Raw genomic sequence first — 18,018 nt, forward strand, 5'->3', positions numbered from 1 at the left:
GATGAGATTCATCTTCCACTATCCGGAAACCACAGGGTACGACGGCGATATCCTGGACGCGGGTCCGCTGCGCGAGGTCGCGATCGCGGTCGAACGCGCCGGATTCGACGCGCTCTCGCTGAGCGAACATCCGATTCCCGGTGCGCGCTGGCTGGCCTCGGGCGGGCACCAGACGCTGGATCCACTGGTGGCGCTGGGTTATGTGGCAGGGGCAACCGAGCGGCTGCGGCTGCTGACATATCTGGCCGTCGCGCCGTACCGCAATCCGTTCCTGCTCGCCAAGGCCGCGGCCACCCTGGACAAACTCTCCGGCGGCCGCGCCATCCTCGGGCTGGGCACCGGCTATCAGAAGAGCGAATTCCACGCTCTGGGAATCGATTTCGAGGAACGCAACGCCCTGTTCGACGAGGCGCTGGAAACACTGCCGCTGCACTGGAGCGGCGAGCCGTTCAGCTATGCCGGCCGGCATTTCAACGCTCGCGAGGTGATCGCCCGCCCGCGGCCGGTGCAGGATCCGATTCCGATCTGGATCGGCGGCAATTCCAAACTCACCCAGCGCCGGGTCGCGGCTCGCGCGCAGGGCTGGATGCCGATGTCCGGCGGGCCCCAATTGAGCTCCACCGCAAGAACTCCCGAACTCGGCCCGATCGGGCAGCTGGCCGCCGACATCGCCGATCTGCGGGCATCCGCACAGCGATGCGGGCGCACCGACCCGATCGACGTGGTGTACTCGTACCACGACGAGAGCCTCGGAACGCCCGCCGACGACCCCGACCGGAACCGGGAGGCGTTCGCCGCGCTGGACAAGGCCGGGATCACCTGGATCGTGATCTCCGCGCGAACCCGGGAGCGCACGGCGACACTGGATTTCATCGAATCCTTCGGCGCGACCTATCTGCGATGACCGACATACGAAACGACACAGGCGCATCCGATTCGGGCTGGTTCGAGCAACGCGGCGGTCTGGCCGATCGGGTCGCCGTGATCACCGGTGGCGCGGGCGGTCTCGGCCGGGCCATCGTGACGGATCTGGCCGCCAACGGCGTGCGCACGGCAGTGCTCGACCTCGATACCGAGGCCGCCGCCGACCTGCGCGCCACACTCGCGGCCGGCGGCCACGATGCGGTCGTGCAGGTCGGGGACGCCCGCGATCCCGAGGTGCTCACGGCGCTGTTCGACGAGGTCGACCAGCGCTGGGGACGGCTGGATACGCTGGTCAACGTGGTCGGCGGCACCTTCCGAGCGCCGTTCACCGAAACCCGCCCGAAAGGCTGGGACGCACTGCTGCGCGCCAATCTGCTGCATGTCATGCACGCCTGCGCGCTGGCCGCACCGCGGATGCGCGCGGGCGGGCGCGGAGGCAGCATCGTCACCATCACCACCATCGAAGCGCACCGCGCCGCACCGGGTTTCGCGGTCTACTCGGCCGCCAAGGCCGCGGTCGAGCAGTTCTCCCGGACCCTGGCGATCGAACTCGCACCGGACCGGATCAGGGTCAATTGCGTTGCGCCGGACTACGTCCCGACCCCCAACCTGGCTCGCATCGGGCACGGACAGGGCGACAACGCGATGGACGATCCCGTCGGCGTGCGCGTGGCGATACCGCTGGGCCGTTCCGGAGAGGTCACCGACGTCTCCGGCTGCGTGGTGTTCCTCGCCTCGGATCTGGCGGCCTACCTGACCGGCACGACCCTGCACCCGGACGGCGGCACCTCGGCCTCGGCGGGCTGGTTCAACTGGCCCGAACAGGGGTGGGCAAATTACGCCCCGCTCGGTTACCTGCGAAATCCGGACGAGCAGCCGGGCCGATCCTGAACCGAACCACCCTGGGCCGACGGGGTCACGCTCAGCGGCCTCGCGAGTCCTGCCCAGCAGCCGGACCGATCGTGAGTGCCCGCAGGCAGAACGCGGTCACCCGATCCACGTCGGCGGCGGTGGGTTCCTCGCGACGCCACAGCTGGTCCGAGAGCCGTCCGACGGTCGCGTGTGCGACCAGTCCGGCATCGAATTCCGGGTCGGCACTGCCCAATTCGGCGAACGGCCGGTGCAGCAACACTGCCAGACGCCCGCTGGGCAAGGGCGAGCCCGTGTCGATGGCCGGGGTCAGCGCGCCCGCGTTCCACAGCACCGCGCGAGTGGTCGTGGCGGTTTCGTCGGCGGCCTGGGACAGGATGCCCTCCACCCAGGCCCGCACCGCCTCTCGCGGCGAATCCCGCTTGTCCATCCGATGCGCGACATAGCTCACCAGGCGATCCGCGCCATCCTCGATGAGCACCGTGATGAGTGCGTCCTTCGACGGGAAGTGCCGGTAGAACGCGTCATTCGACAGACCCGCGGCCGCGACGATATCGGCGACCCGGGGGCGCGCGCCGGTGCCCGCGGCACGGATCAGGTCGAGCGCGGCGTCCAGCAGCCGCCGCACCTCGCCCGCGTAGGCCGCCTCCCGATCGGCCAGTGTGCGTGCCGCGATCCGGCTCGCGATATCGCCCGCGGGGCGCGAAGCACTATTCTCGCTCACAAGAATAGTATTCTTGCCAGCGTGCAATCCCGCAAATATCCGCACCACAGTTCCGGTACGGATCCGGCACCGATCCGCCGCCCGCGCGCCTACCGGCGTGCGAACATGCCTCTTATGATCGAGAATGCCGTAGCACCGTGGCCGCCCCGGCAGAGCATCGCTGCCCGTGGTCGTCACACCGCGCGCCGATTGGCCCGCACGGCCCGCGCGATGCTCACCGTCGCCGCGCTCGCGGCCACCGCCCTCACCGCCGTCGCTCCGGCCGTCGAGGCCGCGCCCGCGAATTCGGTTGCCCCCGTCGAATCAGCCGGCTGCCACGCCCCCGCCATCCCGTCCGGACAGTCCACCCGCCACTTCAGCGCGGCCGGACGCTCCGGGACCTACATTCAGGACGTTCCACCGGCCACGAGTCACCCCCTGCCCCTGGTGTTCGATCTGCACGGCTATCTGGAACTGGCCGTCCTCCAGCACGAGGGCAGCGGCCTGGGTCCGTACGGCGACAGCCACGGCTTCACCACGATCACCCCGCAGATCGACGAATCCGGCTTGCCCCGCTGGGATTTCAGCCCGAACAGCGCCGATGTGTCCTATCTGGCCCAGCTGATGTCGCAGGTGGAAGCCACGTCCTGCATCGATCTCCGCCGGGTGTACGTGGCCGGACTGTCGATGGGCGCGTTCACCACCTCCTCGCTGGCCTGCCAGCTGTCCGACCGGATCGCGGCGATCGCACCGGTCGCCGGCCTGCAGAACTTCACCTGGTGCCGCACCCAGCGCCCGGTACCGATCGTCGCCTTCCACGGCACGGCCGATCCGCTCGTCGCGTACGGCGGCGGGCAGGGCGCCAACGCGCGCTACCTCCCCGCTCCCGACGGGGGTTCGTCCAGCGGCCCGCAGAACGGCCCCGGCCCCACCGACATCCCCGGCAACGCGGCAGCCTGGGCCCGCCGCAACGGCTGCACCGGGCAGCCCCGGCAGCGCGCGGTCGCCGCCGACGTCAGCCTCACCACCTACCAGTGCCCGGCGAACGCCACGGTGGAGCTGTACACGGTCCTGGGCGGCGGCCACACCTGGCCCGGTCACCCGTCGATCGTCTCCCCGACTCCGCTGGTCGGGGAAACCACGACATCCATCGACGCCACCGCCACGATGTGGGATTTCTTCCGAGCACACCCGTTGACGGGCGCGGTACACGGCTGAGCGGCGAGTCCGCCGCGTGGCCCCGTTTCCACGCGGCGGAACCACCTACGGATCGCCTCCGCCCGATGCCATCGCGCCCATGCCCTGCCCGCCGGTGCGCGGCCGGGTCACCGTCGTGGGCCACGCGGTGATCGACCGCCTCCAGAGCCTCGAGCGAATCCCCCACGGGCACGCTATTTTCCGAGTACCGGTGGCCCATCAGCGAGAGCGCGCTCGGCGGTTCCCGCCGGACAACCAGGCTGCTCCGGTGCAGGCATGGAAGTCCACCGCTGGTCGGACCAGAACGCGAACCGTGGTCGCGCGACTCCGTGGTTCAGCGTCCCTGCCAACGCGGCGAACGCTTTTCGGCGAAGGCGCGCGGCCCTTCCTGAGCGTCGTCGCTGTTGTAGCACAGCTCCGAGGCGCTCCGTGCCGCCTGTAAAGCAGCCGAGCGTCCCATTTCCGTCGCCAGCATGACGGTTTCGCGAGCGGCGCGGACCGACAGCGGCGCGCCGGCGAGTACTTCGTTGGCCAATTCCAGTGCGGCGGAGAGCAATTCGTCCGGCTCGGCGACGCGATTGACCAGGCCGATCTCGTACGCCCGGCGAGCGGTGACCGGCTTGCCCGTCAGCATGATCTCCATCATGATCCGCTGCGGGATCATGTGGATCAGGGGCGCGGCCCAGGGAGCGCTGCGGCCGACCTTGACCTCGGTGATCGCGAACCGGGCGGTGGTGGAAGCGACGCACAGGTCGCAGGCCTGCGCGATCATCCAGCCACCCGCGTAGGCCACGCCGTTGACCGCCGCGATGGTCGGTTTGGACAACTCGACAGTGTCGTAGGGCAGGGCGAACATCTCCCGGGGCGGCACCCGCATGCCGGTCTCCACCATCTCCTTCAGATCGCCGCCCGCGCAGAACGCCCGATCTCCCGCACCGGTCAGAATGGCGATGCGCAGCAACGGATCCCGCTCGAACCGGTCCCACGCCGCGGCCAGGCCCGCACGCACCTCGGCGGTCAGGCAGTTACGGATCGCGGGGCGATTCAGGGTGATGACGGCGATACCGTCCTCGCGTGCGTCGAACAGGACCGCGTCGTGCATTCAGAAACCTCTCTGCTGGATGGTGCGCGCTGCCCGTTCCAGGTCTTCCCGGAAGTCGGGGTGCGCGATGGCGACCAGGCGGCGGGTGCGCTCGGCCAGGGTCCGCCCACGCAGCTCGGCCGCGCCGAATTCGGTGACGATCACGTCCACATCGCTGCGCGCGGTGGTCACCGGCCCGGACAACGCCGCGGTGATCCGGCTGACCGTGCCCTTCTTCGCGGTCGACGGCAGTACGATCACCGCGTGGCCGCCCGGCGAATTCGCCCCGGCCCGCACGAAATCCACCTGTCCGCCGGTCCCGCCGAGATAGGCCGAACCGGTCTGCTCGGCGTTGACCTGGCCGGTGAGATCCACCTCGAGCGCCGAGTTGATCGTCACCAGGCGGTCCAGTCGCGCCAGGACCGACGCATCGTGGGTATACGAGGTCGGGCACATCCGAATCCCGTTGTTGCGGTGGGCGAATGCGTAGAGCCGTTCGGTGCCGATCAGCGCGCCGGTGATCGAGACGCCCGGATCGATCCGCTTGCGCGCATTGGTGAGCACCCCGGCCTCGGCCAGATCGACCAGACCGTCACCGATCATGCCCGAATGCACGCCCAGGTCGCGGCGGTCGCGCAGCAGCCGCAGAATCGCATCGGGCACTGCCCCGACCCCGGTCTGCAGCACCGAGCCGTCCTCGATATAGGCGGCGGCGTATTGCGCGATGGCGGAATCGGTTTCGGTGATCCGGGCGGGCGGCACCCGCACCGGCTCGCGAGAAACCTCGACGGCGTAGTCGATCTCACTCGCGTGCAGGATCGAGCCGTACGTCCACGGCACCCGGTCGTTGACCTCCGCGACGACCACCCGCGCCCGCTCGACCGCGGCCCGAACGTAATCGCTGGTCAACCCGAAACTGTAGTCCCCCTGCGCATCCGGCGACGATACCTGCACGAATGCCACGTCACACCCGATGATCCCGGCCTCGATGAGCGGCCCCACCCGGCCGACATGGCACGGAATCACCTCGAGCCGCCCCGCGGCGGTGAGCGACCGCAACGTGCCGATGGCACCCATGCTCGACATCGAAAAGCCCTGTATCGCTTCGGGAGTCAGCAGGCCGGAGAAACTCGTCGCGATGAACGCCGACAACCCCCCGACCGCCCCAGCCCCCGTGATCAGCCCCTCGATCAGCGTAGTCGGCTCGCCACACGCCTGCCCGATGACAATGCGGTCACCGGCCCGCAGGAATTCCGCGACATCCAGCTCATCGGCATCGACAACCTTCATGCGCGCTCATCCTCCACGATCTCGGCAGCGTGTTCACCGAGACGGGAAGCAGTTTCGCCCTCCACGATCTCGGCGGTGTGCTCACCCAGACGCGGAGCCGGTCCCGCCACTCGGCCCGGTGTGCGCGAGAACCAGGTCGGCACACCGGGATAACGCACCGGACCGTACGGGGCCTCGACGGTTTCGAAGAAGTCCGCCGAGGTCAGATGCGGATTGTCGAACAGCTCGTCCAGGGTGCGCACCGGGGCGCACGGAATGTCACGCAGGCGCAGCAGTTCGAGCCATTCGCGTGTGGTTCGCTCGGCGAAGGTCTCCCCCAGCAGCGCGTACACGGCATCGATGCGTTTCGCGCGCTGGGCCAGCGTGGCGAATTCCGGTCCGGCCCAAGGCGGTTGCACCGCTTCCACGAATGCCGCCCACTGTTTGTCGTTGTAGACCAGTGCGGAGATGTATCCGTCCTTGGTGCGATACGGCCGTCGATTGCGGTCCACCGCGCGGTGGTACACCGCGGGCCCCAACGGTGGCGAGAACATCGCGCCGTTGGCGTGTTCGACGAGCAGGAACGCCGCCATGGTCTCGAACATGGCGACCTCGACCTCCTGGCCCTCGCCGGTGCGCTCGCGATGGAACAGCGCCATCGTGGTCGCGTACAGCGCGGTCAGGCCGGCTACCTTGTCGGCCATGATGGTGGCGACGTAACCCGCTGTGCCGGTGAGTTGTTCCTGCACCGAGGGCAGTCCACACTCGGCCTGGATGGTGTCGTCGTAGGCGGTCAGATCCGCATCGGCGCCGCGGCGGCCGTACCCGTAACAGTTGGTGTAGACGATGGCGGGATTGATCGCGGCGACGGCATCGTAGCCGAAGCCGAGTTGAGCGATCGCCTTGCCGCGCATGGAATGGATGAACACATCGCCGTCGCGGATCAGCTCCCGCAGTGCGCGTTTGCCTTCCTCGGACCGCAGATCCAGTACCACACTGCGTTTTCCGCGGTTGACGTTCACGAACACCCCGCCCATTCCCGGTTCGGGTCCGGCGGAGATGTAGCGGGTGTTGTCGCCGGCGGGCGGTTCGATCTTGATCACGTCGGCCCCCATATCCGCCATGATCTGCGTGCAGTACGGCCCCATCACCATGGCCGTCAGATCGATGACCCGCACTCCCGACAGCGGACCGGTGTGTGTCATATGTCCTCCACGTTCGGATTGCCGCCGCTACCGCCAGGAACGCCGGAGCGGAGGTGTCGCGAGCGCAAGGTGACGGAGGTGGCCGGGGCGTGATTCGGTGCGCAGCATTCCGGGACGACCGGGCCCCGGCGGCGCGTCTGCCAGAGTATCGGATTAATCCTTGCAAGGATAGTAAAGATACTGATATCAAAGGGAGCGTGGAAAGTAGCACCGGCGCGGCGTCCCAGCGCAACCGTCCGGGCACGATCGCGCGGGTACTCGACACCGCCCTGCGAACCCGTCCGGACTCTCCCGCGATCGAGGCGATCTCGGGCATCTGGTCGTACGCCGAACTGAACGAGCGCGCCGATCGCGCCGCCGGTGCGCTGTGGTCGCTCGGCGTGCGCCCGGGCGACCGCGTCGCGGCCTGTCTGCCCAACGATCTGGACATCGTGGCCGCCTTCCACGGCGTCGCGCGCATCGGCGCGATCTGGGCGGGCATCGGCGAGGCACTGTCCGAGAGCGAGCAGGCCGGGCTGCACGCCACCTGCGAGCCGGCGGTCCTGTTGGCCGGGGAACGCTGCCGCATCGAGCCTCCCGGCCGCATCGACGCCTCGCGCTGGACCGATCTGCGGGAGCACGCCGAACCGGCCCCGCACATACCGATAGATCCGCACGCGCCGGCGGCAATCGCCTTCACCAGCGGCACCTCCGGACACCCGAAAGCCGTGGTGCACAGCCACCACAACCTCCTGCTCCCAGGCGCGACACTGGTCCAGACCCGCGGCTGGGGCCCGGACCTGCGCAAGGGCGACAGCTTCCCCCTGACCATCCTGAACCTCATGGTGCTGTCCACCCTGCTCACCGCGCAGGCGGGCGGCTGCGCGGTCATCATGGACCGGCGCGATGTGGACGGCGTCGCCGAGTGGATCACCACCCGCCGGGTGACGGTCTGGAACGGCGCACCCGCCCAGGTATTCGATCTGGCGCGGCGGCGGCATCTGAATCTCGATTCCCTGCGAGAGGTCTGGAGCGGCGGCGGTGACGCCGGCGAGAATCTGTTCGCCGATTTCGCCGCCGCGCACGGCCTGACCCCCAGGGCCACATACGGTCTCACCGAGGCGCCATCGGTCGTCTCGATCGACCCCGTCGGCCGCGAGCGACGTCCGCGCGCGAGCGGGAAGCTGCTGCCGCAGTACGACGTCGCGGCCTACGACGATGCGGGTCGCCGACTTCCGGCCGGGGAACTCGGCGAACTGTGTCTCACCGCGGCCGAGACGGGACCGTACGCCGGACAGTGGCGGCCGCCCCTGGGGCACTGGGACAACGGCGGTATCCGCCCGCCGGAACCCGGCCCGTTCGCGACCGGTGATATCGGCACCGTCGACGCCGACGGCTGGCTGAGCGTGCTGGACCGCAAGAAGCTGGTCATCATCCGCGGCGGGGCCAATATCTATCCGCTCGAGGTGGAGCGCGTCATCGCCGCGGATCCGGCCGTCGCCGCCGTCGCCCTGTGCCCGGTGCCGGACGAACGACTCGGCCAGCGCGTCGCGGCCCTGATCCAGAGTGCCGATGGCACAGTCGATTTCGACGCCCTCGAGGCGCGGTGCCGCGCCGGGCTCGCGAGGTACAAGATCCCCGAAATCTGGTGTGCCGTACCGGAACTGCCGCTCAACGCGATGGGCAAGGTCGAGCGCACCCGGCTGCCCGAACTGCTCGACCGGCACCGGTCACCGCACCCCCGCACCTACTGACGATTGGGTAAGTACGTGGCCGACAACGCCGCCGGACCGGAATCCCCCGGTGACACCGCCGCCCGCATGTTCGATCTGCACGACCGGGTGGTGATCGTGACGGGCGCGTCCTCGGGGCTGGGCGCGGCCGTCGCCCGAGCGCTGGCCGGCCTCGGCGCGCGGGTCGCGGTGGTGGCCCGGCGGCGCGACCGGCTGACCGAGCTGGCCGAGGATATCGACGGCGCGGCGATCCCCTGCGATCTGTCCGACCTGGAAGGGGTCGGGCAGCTGGTGCCCGCGGTGGTCGACGCGCTCGGCCCGCCGGAGATCCTGATCAACGCCGCGGGCAACAGATTCGGCGCCGAACGCGCCGAATCCGAGCCGCTCGCCGACGTGCGCCGCACCATGGATCTCAACCTGATCGCGCCGTTGTTGTTGGCGCAGCAGGTTTTTCCGCACATGCGCGAGGCCGGTCGCGGCTCGATCGTGAACGTCTCCTCGATCAGCGGACGCGTCGGGGTGCCGGGCATTCCGCAGGCCTCCTACGCGGCGAGCAAGGCGGGCCTGTCCGGGCTCACCGCGGAGCTCGCGGTGCAGTGGGCGCGCCATTCGATCCGGGTCAACACCGTGGCCCCGGGCTTCTTCCGCAGTGAGATCAGCGATTCGCTGTACGACAGCGAACGCGGGGCGGAATATCTGCGCCGCAACACTCCTCTGCCCCGGCAAGCGGTCGCGGGCGATATCACCGGGGCCATCGTCTGGCTGGCCGGTGACGCGGCGGCCTATGTCACCGGCCAGACGATCGTCGTGGACGGCGGCTGGACCGCACGCTGAGATATGAAATCAGAAAGGACTTCCCCCGCTATGTTTTCCGCACTCGTGATCGACAAATCCGATGCCGGGCAGACGGTTTCCGCGACCAGCCTGGCCGAGGACCGGCTGCCGGACGGCGACGTCACCGTCGAGGTGGAGTACTCGACGCTGAATTACAAGGACGCCCTGGCGATCACCGGCTCCTCGCCGATCGCGCGCACCTTTCCGCTGGTGCCCGGCATCGACCTGGCCGGTGTGGTGACCGAGAGCAGCCACGCCGAATTCTCCGCCGGTGACCGGGTGCTGCTCAACGGCTGGGGTGTGGGCGAGAAGCATTGGGGCGGACTGGCTCAGCGCGCTCGCCTGAACGGAGACTGGCTGGTGCCGCTGCCGTCGGCGTTCAGCAGCCGTCAGGCGATGGCGATCGGCACCGCGGGTTATACCGCGAGCCTGTGCGTGGAGGCGCTGCACCGCTTCGGCGTGCGGCCGGATCAGGGTGAGGTGCTGGTCACCGGCGCGACCGGCGGCGTCGGCAGTATCGCCATCGCCCTGCTCACCGCGGCGGGTTTCACCGTGGCCGCGGCGACCGGTAAGACCGCCGAGGCCGACTACCTGCGCGGACTCGGCGCGACCACGGTCGTGGACCGTGCCGAACTCGCCGAGCGCGGCAAACCGCTGCAGAAGGAACGCTGGGCCGGCGTGGTCGACACCGCGGGCAGTCACATCCTGGCCAATGCCTGCGCGCAGACCCGTTACGGGGGCGCGGTCGCCGCCTGCGGCCTGGCTCAGGGCATGGACTTCCCCTCGACGGTCGCCCCGCACATCCTGCGCGGGGTCGGCCTGCTGGGTATCGACAGTGTGATGGCGCCGCGTGAGCGGCGAATCACCGCCTGGGAGCGGTTGTCCCGCGATCTGGACACCGCCGCGCTGGAATCCCTGACCGAGGAGATCGCCCTGGCGGACGCCATCGACGCGGCGAGCAAATTCATCGACGGCACGGTGCGCGGACGCATCGTCGTGGACGTCAACCGGTGAGAGCGACATTCGGATCCCCCGGGCCGCACGGAATCACCACCCCGGGAGAACCGGCAAGAAAGGTAGCGCAGCAATGAGTACTTCATCGAGCAAGGCCGGTAAGAGCAAGGCCGCCGATCCCGACGCCGTGGAACTCGACCTGTCCGATGTGGAGCCCCGGGTGGGACAGCCCGTCGGCGGCGGACAGCTCTGGGAACCGTGCAGCGCCTCGGATATTCGCCGCTGGGTGATGGCGATGGACTACCCCAACCCGCTGCACTGGGATCAGGAGTTCGCCCGCGAATCCCGCTACGGCGGCATCGTGGCACCTCAATCCATCGCTGTCGCACTGGATTACGGCCACGGCGCGGCCCCGGCGTGTGTCGGCCGGATTCCGGGCAGCCACCTGATCTTCGGCGGTGAGGAGTGGTGGTTCTACGGCTGCCCGGTCCGGCCGGGCGACAAGCTGTTCCAGGAGCGTCGATTCCACGACTACAAGGTGGCGCCGACGAATTTCGCCGGGCCCACGCTGTTCCAGCGCGGCGACACCACGCATCGCAATCAGCACGGCGCGCTGGTCGCCCTGGAGCGGTCCACCTCCATCCGCTATCTCGCGGCCGAGGCCACCAAGCGCGGCATGTACGAGAACCAACTCGGCGAACTCAAACGCTGGACTGAGGCAGAACTCGACGAGATCGGCCGCCTGCGCACCGAGTGGCTGATGTCCAATCGACTCGGCGTCTCACCGCATTTCGACGAGGTGAAGGTCGGAGACACCCTGCCACGCCGGGTGATCGGGCCGCACAGCATCGCGAGTTTCACCACCGAGTACCGCGCATTCCTGTTCAACATCTGGGGCACCTTCCACTGGGTCACGCCGCAGGGGGTCGATGATCCGTGGGTGTATCAGGATCCCGGCTGGACCGAGGGTTTCGCCTTCGACGAGGAGGGCGCCCGGATCGACCCGCGGCTGCGGGACGGGCTGTACGTCGGGCCCTCGCGCGGGCATATCGACCAGGACAAAGCCGGTAAGGTCGGCATGGCCCGCGCGTACGGCTACGGCGCGACCATGGGCGGCTGGTGCACCGACTACCTGGCCTACTGGGCGGGCAACGACGGCCTGGTGCGGCATATCAAATCCGACTTCCGGCTCCCGTCCTTCGAGGGCGACGTCACCTATTTCGATGCCGAGGTCGTCGGCAAGGAACCCCAGTCGGCTTGGGGCGTGCCGCTGGTGCAGGTGAGGCTGCAACTGACCAATCAGGATGGCGGCGTGCTGGTCAAGAGCACCGCCGAGGTCGAACTGCCGCTGTAGCGGCGGAAGGGGTCGGCGATGGATACCACTGCCGCACAGGATATCTCGATCGTTTCGGGACCGCCGCTGGACAGTGAGCCCGGGCTCGGCGCGCTGACCCTGCCGGGGTTTCTGCGCGAGGTCACCGAGCTGTACGGCGAACGCGAGGCCGTGGCCGCCCCCGGCGGTGACGGCGTCGTGCGCTGGTCCTACACCGACCTGTGGGAACGCGCGATGGCGGTGGCCCGCGCGCTGCGGGCGTGCGGTATCGGTCGCGACGGCCGGGTCGGGGTGTTGATGACCAACCGTCCCGAATGGCTCGCGGCGGTCTTCGGCGCGAGCCTGGCCGGTGGTGTGGCGGTGCCGCTGAGCACCTTCTCCACCGCCGCGGAGCTGGATCAGCTGCTGCGACTGTCCGGTGTGTCGGTGCTGCTGTTCGAAAGACGAGTACTCAGCAAGGATTTCGCGGAGATCCTGGCCGGGCTCGAGCCCGCGCTCGGCGAGGCTGGGCTCGGACCGCTGCGGTCGGCGCGCTATCCGTTCCTGCGCCGTCTGGCCATGCTCGGACCGGCGCTGCCCACCGCCGCGATCGACACCTGGGACACTTTCCTGGCCCGGGGCCGCGGCGAGCCCCGTGAGCTGGTCGAGGCCACCGCCGCCGCGACCCGGCCCAGCGACACCGGCGTGCTGTTCTTCTCCTCCGGCTCGACCAGCGCTCCCAAGGGCGTGCTCAGCGCACATCGCGGTGTGACCATCCAGATGTGGCGATTCCGGCGGCTTTTCGGATTCGGTCCCGAAGACGATGTGCGCGCCTGGGTGGCCAACGGATTCTTCTGGTCCGGGAACTTCGCGCAGGCGCTCGGATCAACCCTGGCCGCGGGCGGATGTCTGGTGCTGCAACCGACTTTCGACCCACCGGCGGCACTCGAGCTGATGCAGGCCGAGCGGGTGAATTTCCCGGGCGCTTGGCCGCATCAGTGGGCTCAGCTCGAGGCCGCGCCCAACTGGGACACCGTGGATCTGAGCGCCATGCGGTTCGTGGACTACCACACCCCGATCGCGCACCATCCGAGCGTATCCACGATCTGGTACGAGCCCGGCCGCGCCTACGGCAATACCGAAACCTTCACCATCACAACCTGTTTCCCGGCCGATACGCCCGACGAGGTGCACGCGGGCAGCAGCGGCGTCGCGCTGCCGGGGGTGACGGTGAAGATCGTCGACCCGATCACCGGTGCGGTCACAGCGCGCGGCGAATCCGGCGAAATCTGCGTCAAGGGACCGACTCTCATGCTCGGTTACCTCGGCACACCGCTCTCGGAAACCCTGGACTTCGACGGCTATTTCCACACCGGCGACGGCGGTCATCTCGACGCGGTCGGCAGGCTGTTCTGGGAGGGCCGCCTGACCGATATCATCAAGACCGGCGGCGCGAACGTCTCACCGCTCGAGGTGGACGAGGCCTTGATCGGCTATCCGGGCGTGAAAGTGGCTCGCACGGTGGGCGTTCCGCACGACACCCTGGGCGAAATGGTGGTGGCCTGCGTGGTACCGCACCAGGACGCGACACCGGAGGCCGAAGCCATCCGCGCCCATCTGCGCGAGCGCCTGGCCAGCTACAAGGTTCCACGACACGTGCTGTTCTTCGACGAGTCCGATATCGCACTGACCGGCAGCGCCAAGATCAAACCCAGCGATCTGCGCGCACTGGCCGCCCGGCGACTTGAGCAGGACGCGAATTCGCCTGCCGGGCAGTGATTCCGACGTTGCGGGAGGTCGCCGCTCAGTACGCGGCGATCTCCAGCAGCGCGTCGGCGACGGCCTGCGGTGCGGTGATCATCAGATCGTGGCCGGTATCGATGTCCCACAGCCTGCCCAGCGCCCGGGCCTTGGCGACCAATTCCGGGTCGCGGGTGGCCAGGGTCGAGGTGCACACGATGTGATACTGCGGAAGCGCCCACAGCGCATCCTGATTGCGCAGGTCGAGCCGGTCCTCGAAACATTTCCACGGGTGCGCGGTCAGCCGCTCGCGCATCCAGTCCGAATCGCGCGGATCGGTGACCCCGTAGAACAGCGGGGCCTCCGGCGCCGGCAGCAGGACGAGTTCCACCCCGTCGACGGTCTCGCCCATGGGGCGCGTGGATTCGATGATCGGCCCGGCGACGTCGACCAGCGATTGGCCGTTCACCGGATTGGCCGCGTCCAGATAGACGATCCGGCCGATGCGTTCCACGGCACGGTCGGCCGCGCCGGTGATCACCATGCCGCCGTAGCTGTGCCCCACCAGGATCACCTCACGCAGATCCTCGTAGTGCAGCAGCGCGGCCACATCCTGGATGTGGGTCTCCAGACCGATTCCCGCCGTGCGCAGATGGGCGCGCTCGGCCAGTCCGGACAGGGTCGGCGCGTACACCTCGTGACCGGCCCGCTGTAGCAATTCCCGCACGTACCGATAGCACCAGCCGCCGTGTCCGCCGCCGTGCACCAGGACAAAGGTAGCCATCTCACTCCTGAAAACATGATTCTCGTTCCGAGAGAGTTTAGTTACCTACGGGCTTCGTTGCCGGGGAACCGGGCACTCTGCCCGCGCCCACCGCGGAGGCCCCGTTGCCGCACCGCAGCGGGCGTCTTCGCCCGGTACGGATTCGGCTCCGGTCACCACGGTTCCGGCCTCAGGGCCGGTCCGCGCCCGCGTCGCGGTACCGCCGCGCCAGCCTGCGGCGGTGGGCCGCCGGGGAACCGAACAATGCGCGGTTCAACATGGCGCGCTTGTGATAGCGGTGGATGCCGCTCTCCCACGTGTAGCCGATTCCACCGTGCAATTGCATTGCCTTACCGGCGATTTCGACCGCAGCCGCGCAGCCGTGGGATTTCGCCATCGAGACCGCCACCCAGGCGTCGGCATCTCCCGCGACCGCGTGCCGAACCGCGGCGGCGACCAGATGCCTGGCGACGGTGATCCGCACGAGCATATCCGCGCAGGCGTGTTTGACCGCCTGGAAGGATCCGACCGGACGGCCGAACTGCTCGCGAACGCCCACGTAGGCGGTCGTGGCGTCCAGCATCACGGCGCAGAGCCCGAGGCTGTCGCAGGCGATCGAAAGTGCGGCGCGGTCGTGCAGGCGCCGCACCGCCGACTCCGGGTCACCGGCGAATCGCCACACCGAATCCGCCGACACCGCAACGTCATCGGCGGTGACGCGGCCGAAGATCCTGGTCTCGTCGAGCACGGGCTGGGCGGCGCGCACGAGCCCGGTCGCCTCGGCGGCGACGATGACCGGTACGCCGTCGGGGTCATCGGCCAATATCAGTAGCCGATCCGCGGTCGTCACGTCGAGCACGAATTCCGCGTCGCCGGAGAGCAATAGTCCATCGGAGCTGGTGCGGAGGCGAAACGGCGGGGTGGCATCACATTCGTCGGGCGAGGCGGACAACGCCACGGCCGTCATCGTCTCGCCCGCGGCCAGCGCGCGCAGCAGATCGTCCCGCCCAGCCGTCTCGGCGAGCAAACCGCAGGTCCCGGTACCGAGCGCCGCCCCGAAATACCCTCCGGCCGTCGCACGCCCGAATTCCTCGAGCACGATCGCGGTCTCGGCGAAACTCGCTCCGGCGCCGCCGGTCTCATCCGGTATCTCCAGGCCGAGCCACCCCAGATCCGCGAGCCTGCCGGGCGTGAGTCGCGCGGCATCCCGCGCGGTCAGCACATCCCTGGCCACCGAACGCAATTCATCGTGCAGCTCGGCGAATTCCATGGCGTCCCCGATTGTTCCGGTCATCGTGCCCCGCTCGGTTCTCGGGGCAGCCCGAGGCCGCGTTCGCCGATGATGGTGCGCTGAATCTCGCTGGTACCACCGGGAATCGTCCATTCCCACGACCCGAGGAAATCCAGCGCCCACGCGCCGGACTCCCAGCCGCCCGATCGCGGCTTGTGCAGCACCGTGTGGGCGTGCACTCCCCCGAGCTCGGTGCCGAAATCGGTCATTCGCTGCAACAGTTCGCTGTAGTACAGCTTGACGATGGACGCATCCGCCGGTCCCGCGGTCCCGGATTCGTGCCGTTCCACCAGATCTCGGCACAGCAGCCGCAGTCCGGCGATCTCGGTCTCGAATCCGGCGAGCCGATCGAGCAGCGCCGAATCATCATCGGCCGGGCACGCCCGCACCAACCACCGGAATCCGGCATTGCCCAGACGCTCGGCCAGTTCCAGCATGGTCAGCCCGCGCTCGGCCCCGAGTGTCCGCTGCGCCACCTGCCATCCGGCGTTCTCCGCGCCGATCAACCCGCCGGCCGGAATGCGCACCCGGTCGAGGAATATCTCGCAGAAATGCGATTCGCCGGTGGCCTGGCGGATCGGCCGCACATCGATTCCGGGCGTCCGCATGTCCAGCAGGAAATACGAAATACCGTGTCGCTTGGGCGCGTTCGGGTCGGTGCGCGCGAGCAGCAGACACCAGTCCGCGAACTGCGCACCGCTGGCCCATACCTTCTGGCCCGTCACGACGTAGTCCTCGCCCTCGCGCCGAGCCGTCGTCGCCAAGGCGGCCAGATCCGATCCCGCCGCGGGTTCGGAGAACCCCTGCACCCAGATCTCACCGTCCAGAATGGCGGGCAGATGCCGCTGCCGCTGCTCCGGCGTCCCGGCTGCCAGGAGCGTCGCCGCCGCATGGTGAATCGCCACGAACGCCAGCACCGAGCGCGGCGCATCGTGCGCCGCCAATTCCTGATACAGCACGATCTGCTCGGCCACCGGCATCCCCCCACCCCACTCCCCGGGCCAGTGCGGCACCGCGAATCCGGCCCTGCGCAACCGCTGAAACCATTCCTGCTGAAACGTGACGAATTCCGCATCCGAGGCGCCCGTCTGCGCGGCCCGCCAATCCGCCGGAATCTCGGCCCGACACCAGCCCCGGACCTCGGCACGAAACTCTCGTAGCTGCCGCGGCCCGGTCATCGAGCACCCGCTCTCTTCGGATCGGCGGACGTCACACCGATTTCCCTCGGCACGTTCGCATCCCACCGCCGATCGCGGCAACCGGCCCCCGCGCCATCCGAGCCCGCGACCACCGCATACGACAGCCGCGCCCCTCGGGTGGACCGCAACGAAGGCGGCGCGGCCGCGTCGGCCCGGGCGGTGCGCGGCGTCATCGGCTTTTCGTCCTGTCCCGCAACGCCTGCAGACGTTCTCGGTGCTCCCGGGACTGCATCGTGACGACCTCCGCGGCGAAACCGGCCTGCATCGGACCGGCGAGCGCCTGCGAAAGATACATGTTCACAACACGTTTGGTGCTACGCAGGGCTTCGGCCGGTTGGGCGGCCAGGCGCTCGGCGAGGCGGTGGGCCTCGTCGAGGAGGTCGCCCGGTGGGACCACGCGGCTGGCCAGGCCGAGTTGCACCGCGGTATCGGCATCGATCCGGTCGCCGGTGTACAGATACTCGCGGGAACGCAGAATGGGAGTCAGCAGCGGCCAGAACGCCGCACCGCCGTCGCCCGCGACCAACCCGACCGCGACGTGCGGATCGGCCAGGTGGCCCCGTTCGGAGATCAGCACCACATCGCACAGTACGGCGATACTCGCGCCCAGGCCCACGGCCGGGCCGTTGACCGCGGCGATCACCGGGAGCGGAAACCGCAGCATCTCCTCGATGATCTGCGCGCCCTCGCGAATGCTCTCGTCCCGTGCGACCGGATCGCCGAGGAACGAGGTGATCCAGTCCAGATCGCCGCCCGCACTGAACGCCCGGCCCGCACCGGTCAGGATCACCACTCGCGCCCCGGTATCGGCCGCCAGCTGCCGCCAGACGGTGGCGAGTCCGCGGTGCAGGTTCACATCGACGGCATTGAAGTCATCCGGCCGATTCAGCACCACCGTGCGCACCGGCCCGTCGCACCGGACTTCCAGCTCGCCGGGTAGGTCGTAACGCAATTCCTCAGCCTC

At 68.9% G+C, this 18,018-nt stretch carries 16 protein-coding genes; 8 read left to right on the plus strand and 8 right to left on the minus strand.

Going from position 1 to position 18,018, the window contains the following annotated elements; translation table 11 throughout:
- Position 1: 1 nt before the first annotated feature.
- Positions 2-904 (plus strand): LLM class F420-dependent oxidoreductase, encoded by a 903-nt coding sequence (locus NV1_RS08865; RefSeq protein WP_067887763.1) that lies wholly within the window; start codon positions 2-4, stop codon positions 902-904.
- Complete coding sequence (locus tag NV1_RS08870) at positions 901-1,815, plus strand: SDR family NAD(P)-dependent oxidoreductase (protein WP_067887766.1); 915 nt, start codon at positions 901-903, stop codon at positions 1,813-1,815. The genes NV1_RS08865 and NV1_RS08870 overlap by 4 nt, the downstream gene beginning before the upstream one ends.
- Before the next feature lie 31 nt (positions 1,816-1,846).
- Here NV1_RS08870 and NV1_RS08875 read toward each other — a convergent pair whose 3' ends face one another.
- A complete protein-coding gene (locus NV1_RS08875; protein ID WP_067888758.1) occupies positions 1,847-2,518 on the minus strand; it encodes a TetR/AcrR family transcriptional regulator in 672 nt (223 codons plus the stop codon).
- A 114-nt stretch (positions 2,519-2,632) separates the two neighbouring features.
- Here NV1_RS08875 and NV1_RS08880 point away from each other — a divergent pair, with 114 nt between their 5' ends.
- Positions 2,633-3,715: a CE1 family esterase gene (locus tag NV1_RS08880; protein ID WP_067887769.1), complete on the plus strand. Its 1,083-nt coding sequence runs from the start codon at positions 2,633-2,635 to the stop codon at positions 3,713-3,715.
- Positions 3,716-4,028: 313 nt separating this feature from the next.
- On the opposite strand, the gene NV1_RS08885 is transcribed toward NV1_RS08880, so the two are convergent.
- From NV1_RS08885 to NV1_RS08895, 3 genes are read right to left on the minus strand one after another with little or no spacing between them, the layout of a single operon-like run.
- A complete protein-coding gene (locus NV1_RS08885; protein WP_067887772.1) occupies positions 4,029-4,796 on the minus strand; it encodes an enoyl-CoA hydratase-related protein in 768 nt (255 codons plus the stop codon).
- Positions 4,797-6,065: an acetyl-CoA hydrolase/transferase family protein gene (locus NV1_RS08890; protein ID WP_067887776.1), complete on the minus strand. Its 1,269-nt coding sequence runs from the start codon at positions 6,063-6,065 to the stop codon at positions 4,797-4,799.
- Complete coding sequence (locus NV1_RS08895) at positions 6,062-7,249, minus strand: CaiB/BaiF CoA transferase family protein (RefSeq protein ID WP_067887778.1); 1,188 nt, start codon at positions 7,247-7,249, stop codon at positions 6,062-6,064. The genes NV1_RS08890 and NV1_RS08895 overlap by 4 nt, the downstream gene beginning before the upstream one ends.
- Before the next feature lie 197 nt (positions 7,250-7,446).
- Here NV1_RS08895 and NV1_RS08900 point away from each other — a divergent pair, with 197 nt between their 5' ends.
- The 5 genes from NV1_RS08900 to NV1_RS08920 all read left to right on the plus strand — a co-directional run bounded on the left by NV1_RS08900 (position 7,447) and on the right by NV1_RS08920 (position 13,840).
- On the plus strand, positions 7,447-8,982 hold the full coding sequence (locus NV1_RS08900) for a class I adenylate-forming enzyme family protein (protein WP_067887781.1): 1,536 nt from the start codon (positions 7,447-7,449) through the stop codon (positions 8,980-8,982).
- 15 nt (positions 8,983-8,997) lie between these two features.
- On the plus strand, positions 8,998-9,795 hold the full coding sequence (locus NV1_RS08905; RefSeq protein ID WP_245713619.1) for an SDR family NAD(P)-dependent oxidoreductase: 798 nt from the start codon (positions 8,998-9,000) through the stop codon (positions 9,793-9,795).
- A gap of 30 nt (positions 9,796-9,825) precedes the next feature.
- Entirely contained in the window at positions 9,826-10,809 is a 984-nt protein-coding gene (gene acuI / locus NV1_RS08910) for an acrylyl-CoA reductase (NADPH) (protein ID WP_067887784.1), read from the plus strand.
- A 73-nt stretch (positions 10,810-10,882) separates the two neighbouring features.
- Complete coding sequence (locus tag NV1_RS08915) at positions 10,883-12,103, plus strand: FAS1-like dehydratase domain-containing protein (protein WP_067887787.1); 1,221 nt, start codon at positions 10,883-10,885, stop codon at positions 12,101-12,103.
- Positions 12,104-12,121: 18 nt separating this feature from the next.
- Positions 12,122-13,840 carry a class I adenylate-forming enzyme family protein gene (locus tag NV1_RS08920; RefSeq protein WP_067887790.1) on the plus strand — a complete coding sequence of 573 codons (1,719 nt, stop codon included), beginning with the start codon at positions 12,122-12,124 and terminating at the stop codon, positions 13,838-13,840.
- A gap of 25 nt (positions 13,841-13,865) precedes the next feature.
- Here the strand turns inward: NV1_RS08920 and NV1_RS08925 are convergent, their stop codons facing one another.
- From NV1_RS08925 to NV1_RS08940, 4 genes are all read right to left on the minus strand, one after another.
- Entirely contained in the window at positions 13,866-14,585 is a 720-nt protein-coding gene (locus NV1_RS08925) for an alpha/beta hydrolase (RefSeq protein WP_067887792.1), read from the minus strand.
- 169 nt (positions 14,586-14,754) lie between these two features.
- Complete coding sequence (locus NV1_RS08930) at positions 14,755-15,858, minus strand: acyl-CoA dehydrogenase family protein (RefSeq protein WP_245713620.1); 1,104 nt, start codon at positions 15,856-15,858, stop codon at positions 14,755-14,757.
- On the minus strand, positions 15,855-17,033 hold the full coding sequence (locus NV1_RS08935; RefSeq protein WP_067887795.1) for an acyl-CoA dehydrogenase family protein: 1,179 nt from the start codon (positions 17,031-17,033) through the stop codon (positions 15,855-15,857). Before NV1_RS08935 ends, NV1_RS08930 begins: the two co-directional genes overlap by 4 nt.
- A gap of 190 nt (positions 17,034-17,223) precedes the next feature.
- The gene (locus NV1_RS08940; RefSeq protein ID WP_067887799.1) at positions 17,224-18,006 is read right to left on the minus strand and encodes an enoyl-CoA hydratase/isomerase family protein; all 783 of its coding nucleotides are present in this window, start codon (positions 18,004-18,006) and stop codon (positions 17,224-17,226) included.
- Positions 18,007-18,018 lie beyond the last annotated feature (12 nt).

Source organism: Nocardia vaccinii NBRC 15922 (assembly GCF_001613305.1).
In the GTDB taxonomy this organism is placed as follows: domain Bacteria; phylum Actinomycetota; class Actinomycetes; order Mycobacteriales; family Mycobacteriaceae; genus Nocardia; species Nocardia vaccinii.

What these genes read in the sequence shown, in the direction of transcription:
- NV1_RS08865 (WP_067887763.1), top strand. Translation starts at nt 2, where the DNA reads ATGAGATTCATCTTCCACTATCCGGAAACCACAGGGTACGACGGCGAT.
- NV1_RS08870 (WP_067887766.1), top strand. Translation starts at nt 901, where the DNA reads ATGACCGACATACGAAACGACACAGGCGCATCCGATTCGGGCTGGTTC.
- NV1_RS08880 (WP_067887769.1), top strand. Translation starts at nt 2,633, where the DNA reads ATGATCGAGAATGCCGTAGCACCGTGGCCGCCCCGGCAGAGCATCGCT.
- NV1_RS08885 (WP_067887772.1), bottom strand. Translation starts at nt 4,796, where the DNA reads ATGCACGACGCGGTCCTGTTCGACGCACGCGAGGACGGTATCGCCGTC.
- NV1_RS08890 (WP_067887776.1), bottom strand. Translation starts at nt 6,065, where the DNA reads ATGAAGGTTGTCGATGCCGATGAGCTGGATGTCGCGGAATTCCTGCGG.
- NV1_RS08895 (WP_067887778.1), bottom strand. Translation starts at nt 7,249, where the DNA reads ATGACACACACCGGTCCGCTGTCGGGAGTGCGGGTCATCGATCTGACG.
- acuI (WP_067887784.1), top strand. Translation starts at nt 9,826, where the DNA reads ATGTTTTCCGCACTCGTGATCGACAAATCCGATGCCGGGCAGACGGTT.
- NV1_RS08915 (WP_067887787.1), top strand. Translation starts at nt 10,883, where the DNA reads ATGAGTACTTCATCGAGCAAGGCCGGTAAGAGCAAGGCCGCCGATCCC.
- NV1_RS08920 (WP_067887790.1), top strand. Translation starts at nt 12,122, where the DNA reads ATGGATACCACTGCCGCACAGGATATCTCGATCGTTTCGGGACCGCCG.
- NV1_RS08925 (WP_067887792.1), bottom strand. Translation starts at nt 14,585, where the DNA reads ATGGCTACCTTTGTCCTGGTGCACGGCGGCGGACACGGCGGCTGGTGC.
- NV1_RS08930 (WP_245713620.1), bottom strand. Translation starts at nt 15,858, where the DNA reads ATGACCGGAACAATCGGGGACGCCATGGAATTCGCCGAGCTGCACGAT.
- NV1_RS08935 (WP_067887795.1), bottom strand. Translation starts at nt 17,033, where the DNA reads ATGACCGGGCCGCGGCAGCTACGAGAGTTTCGTGCCGAGGTCCGGGGC.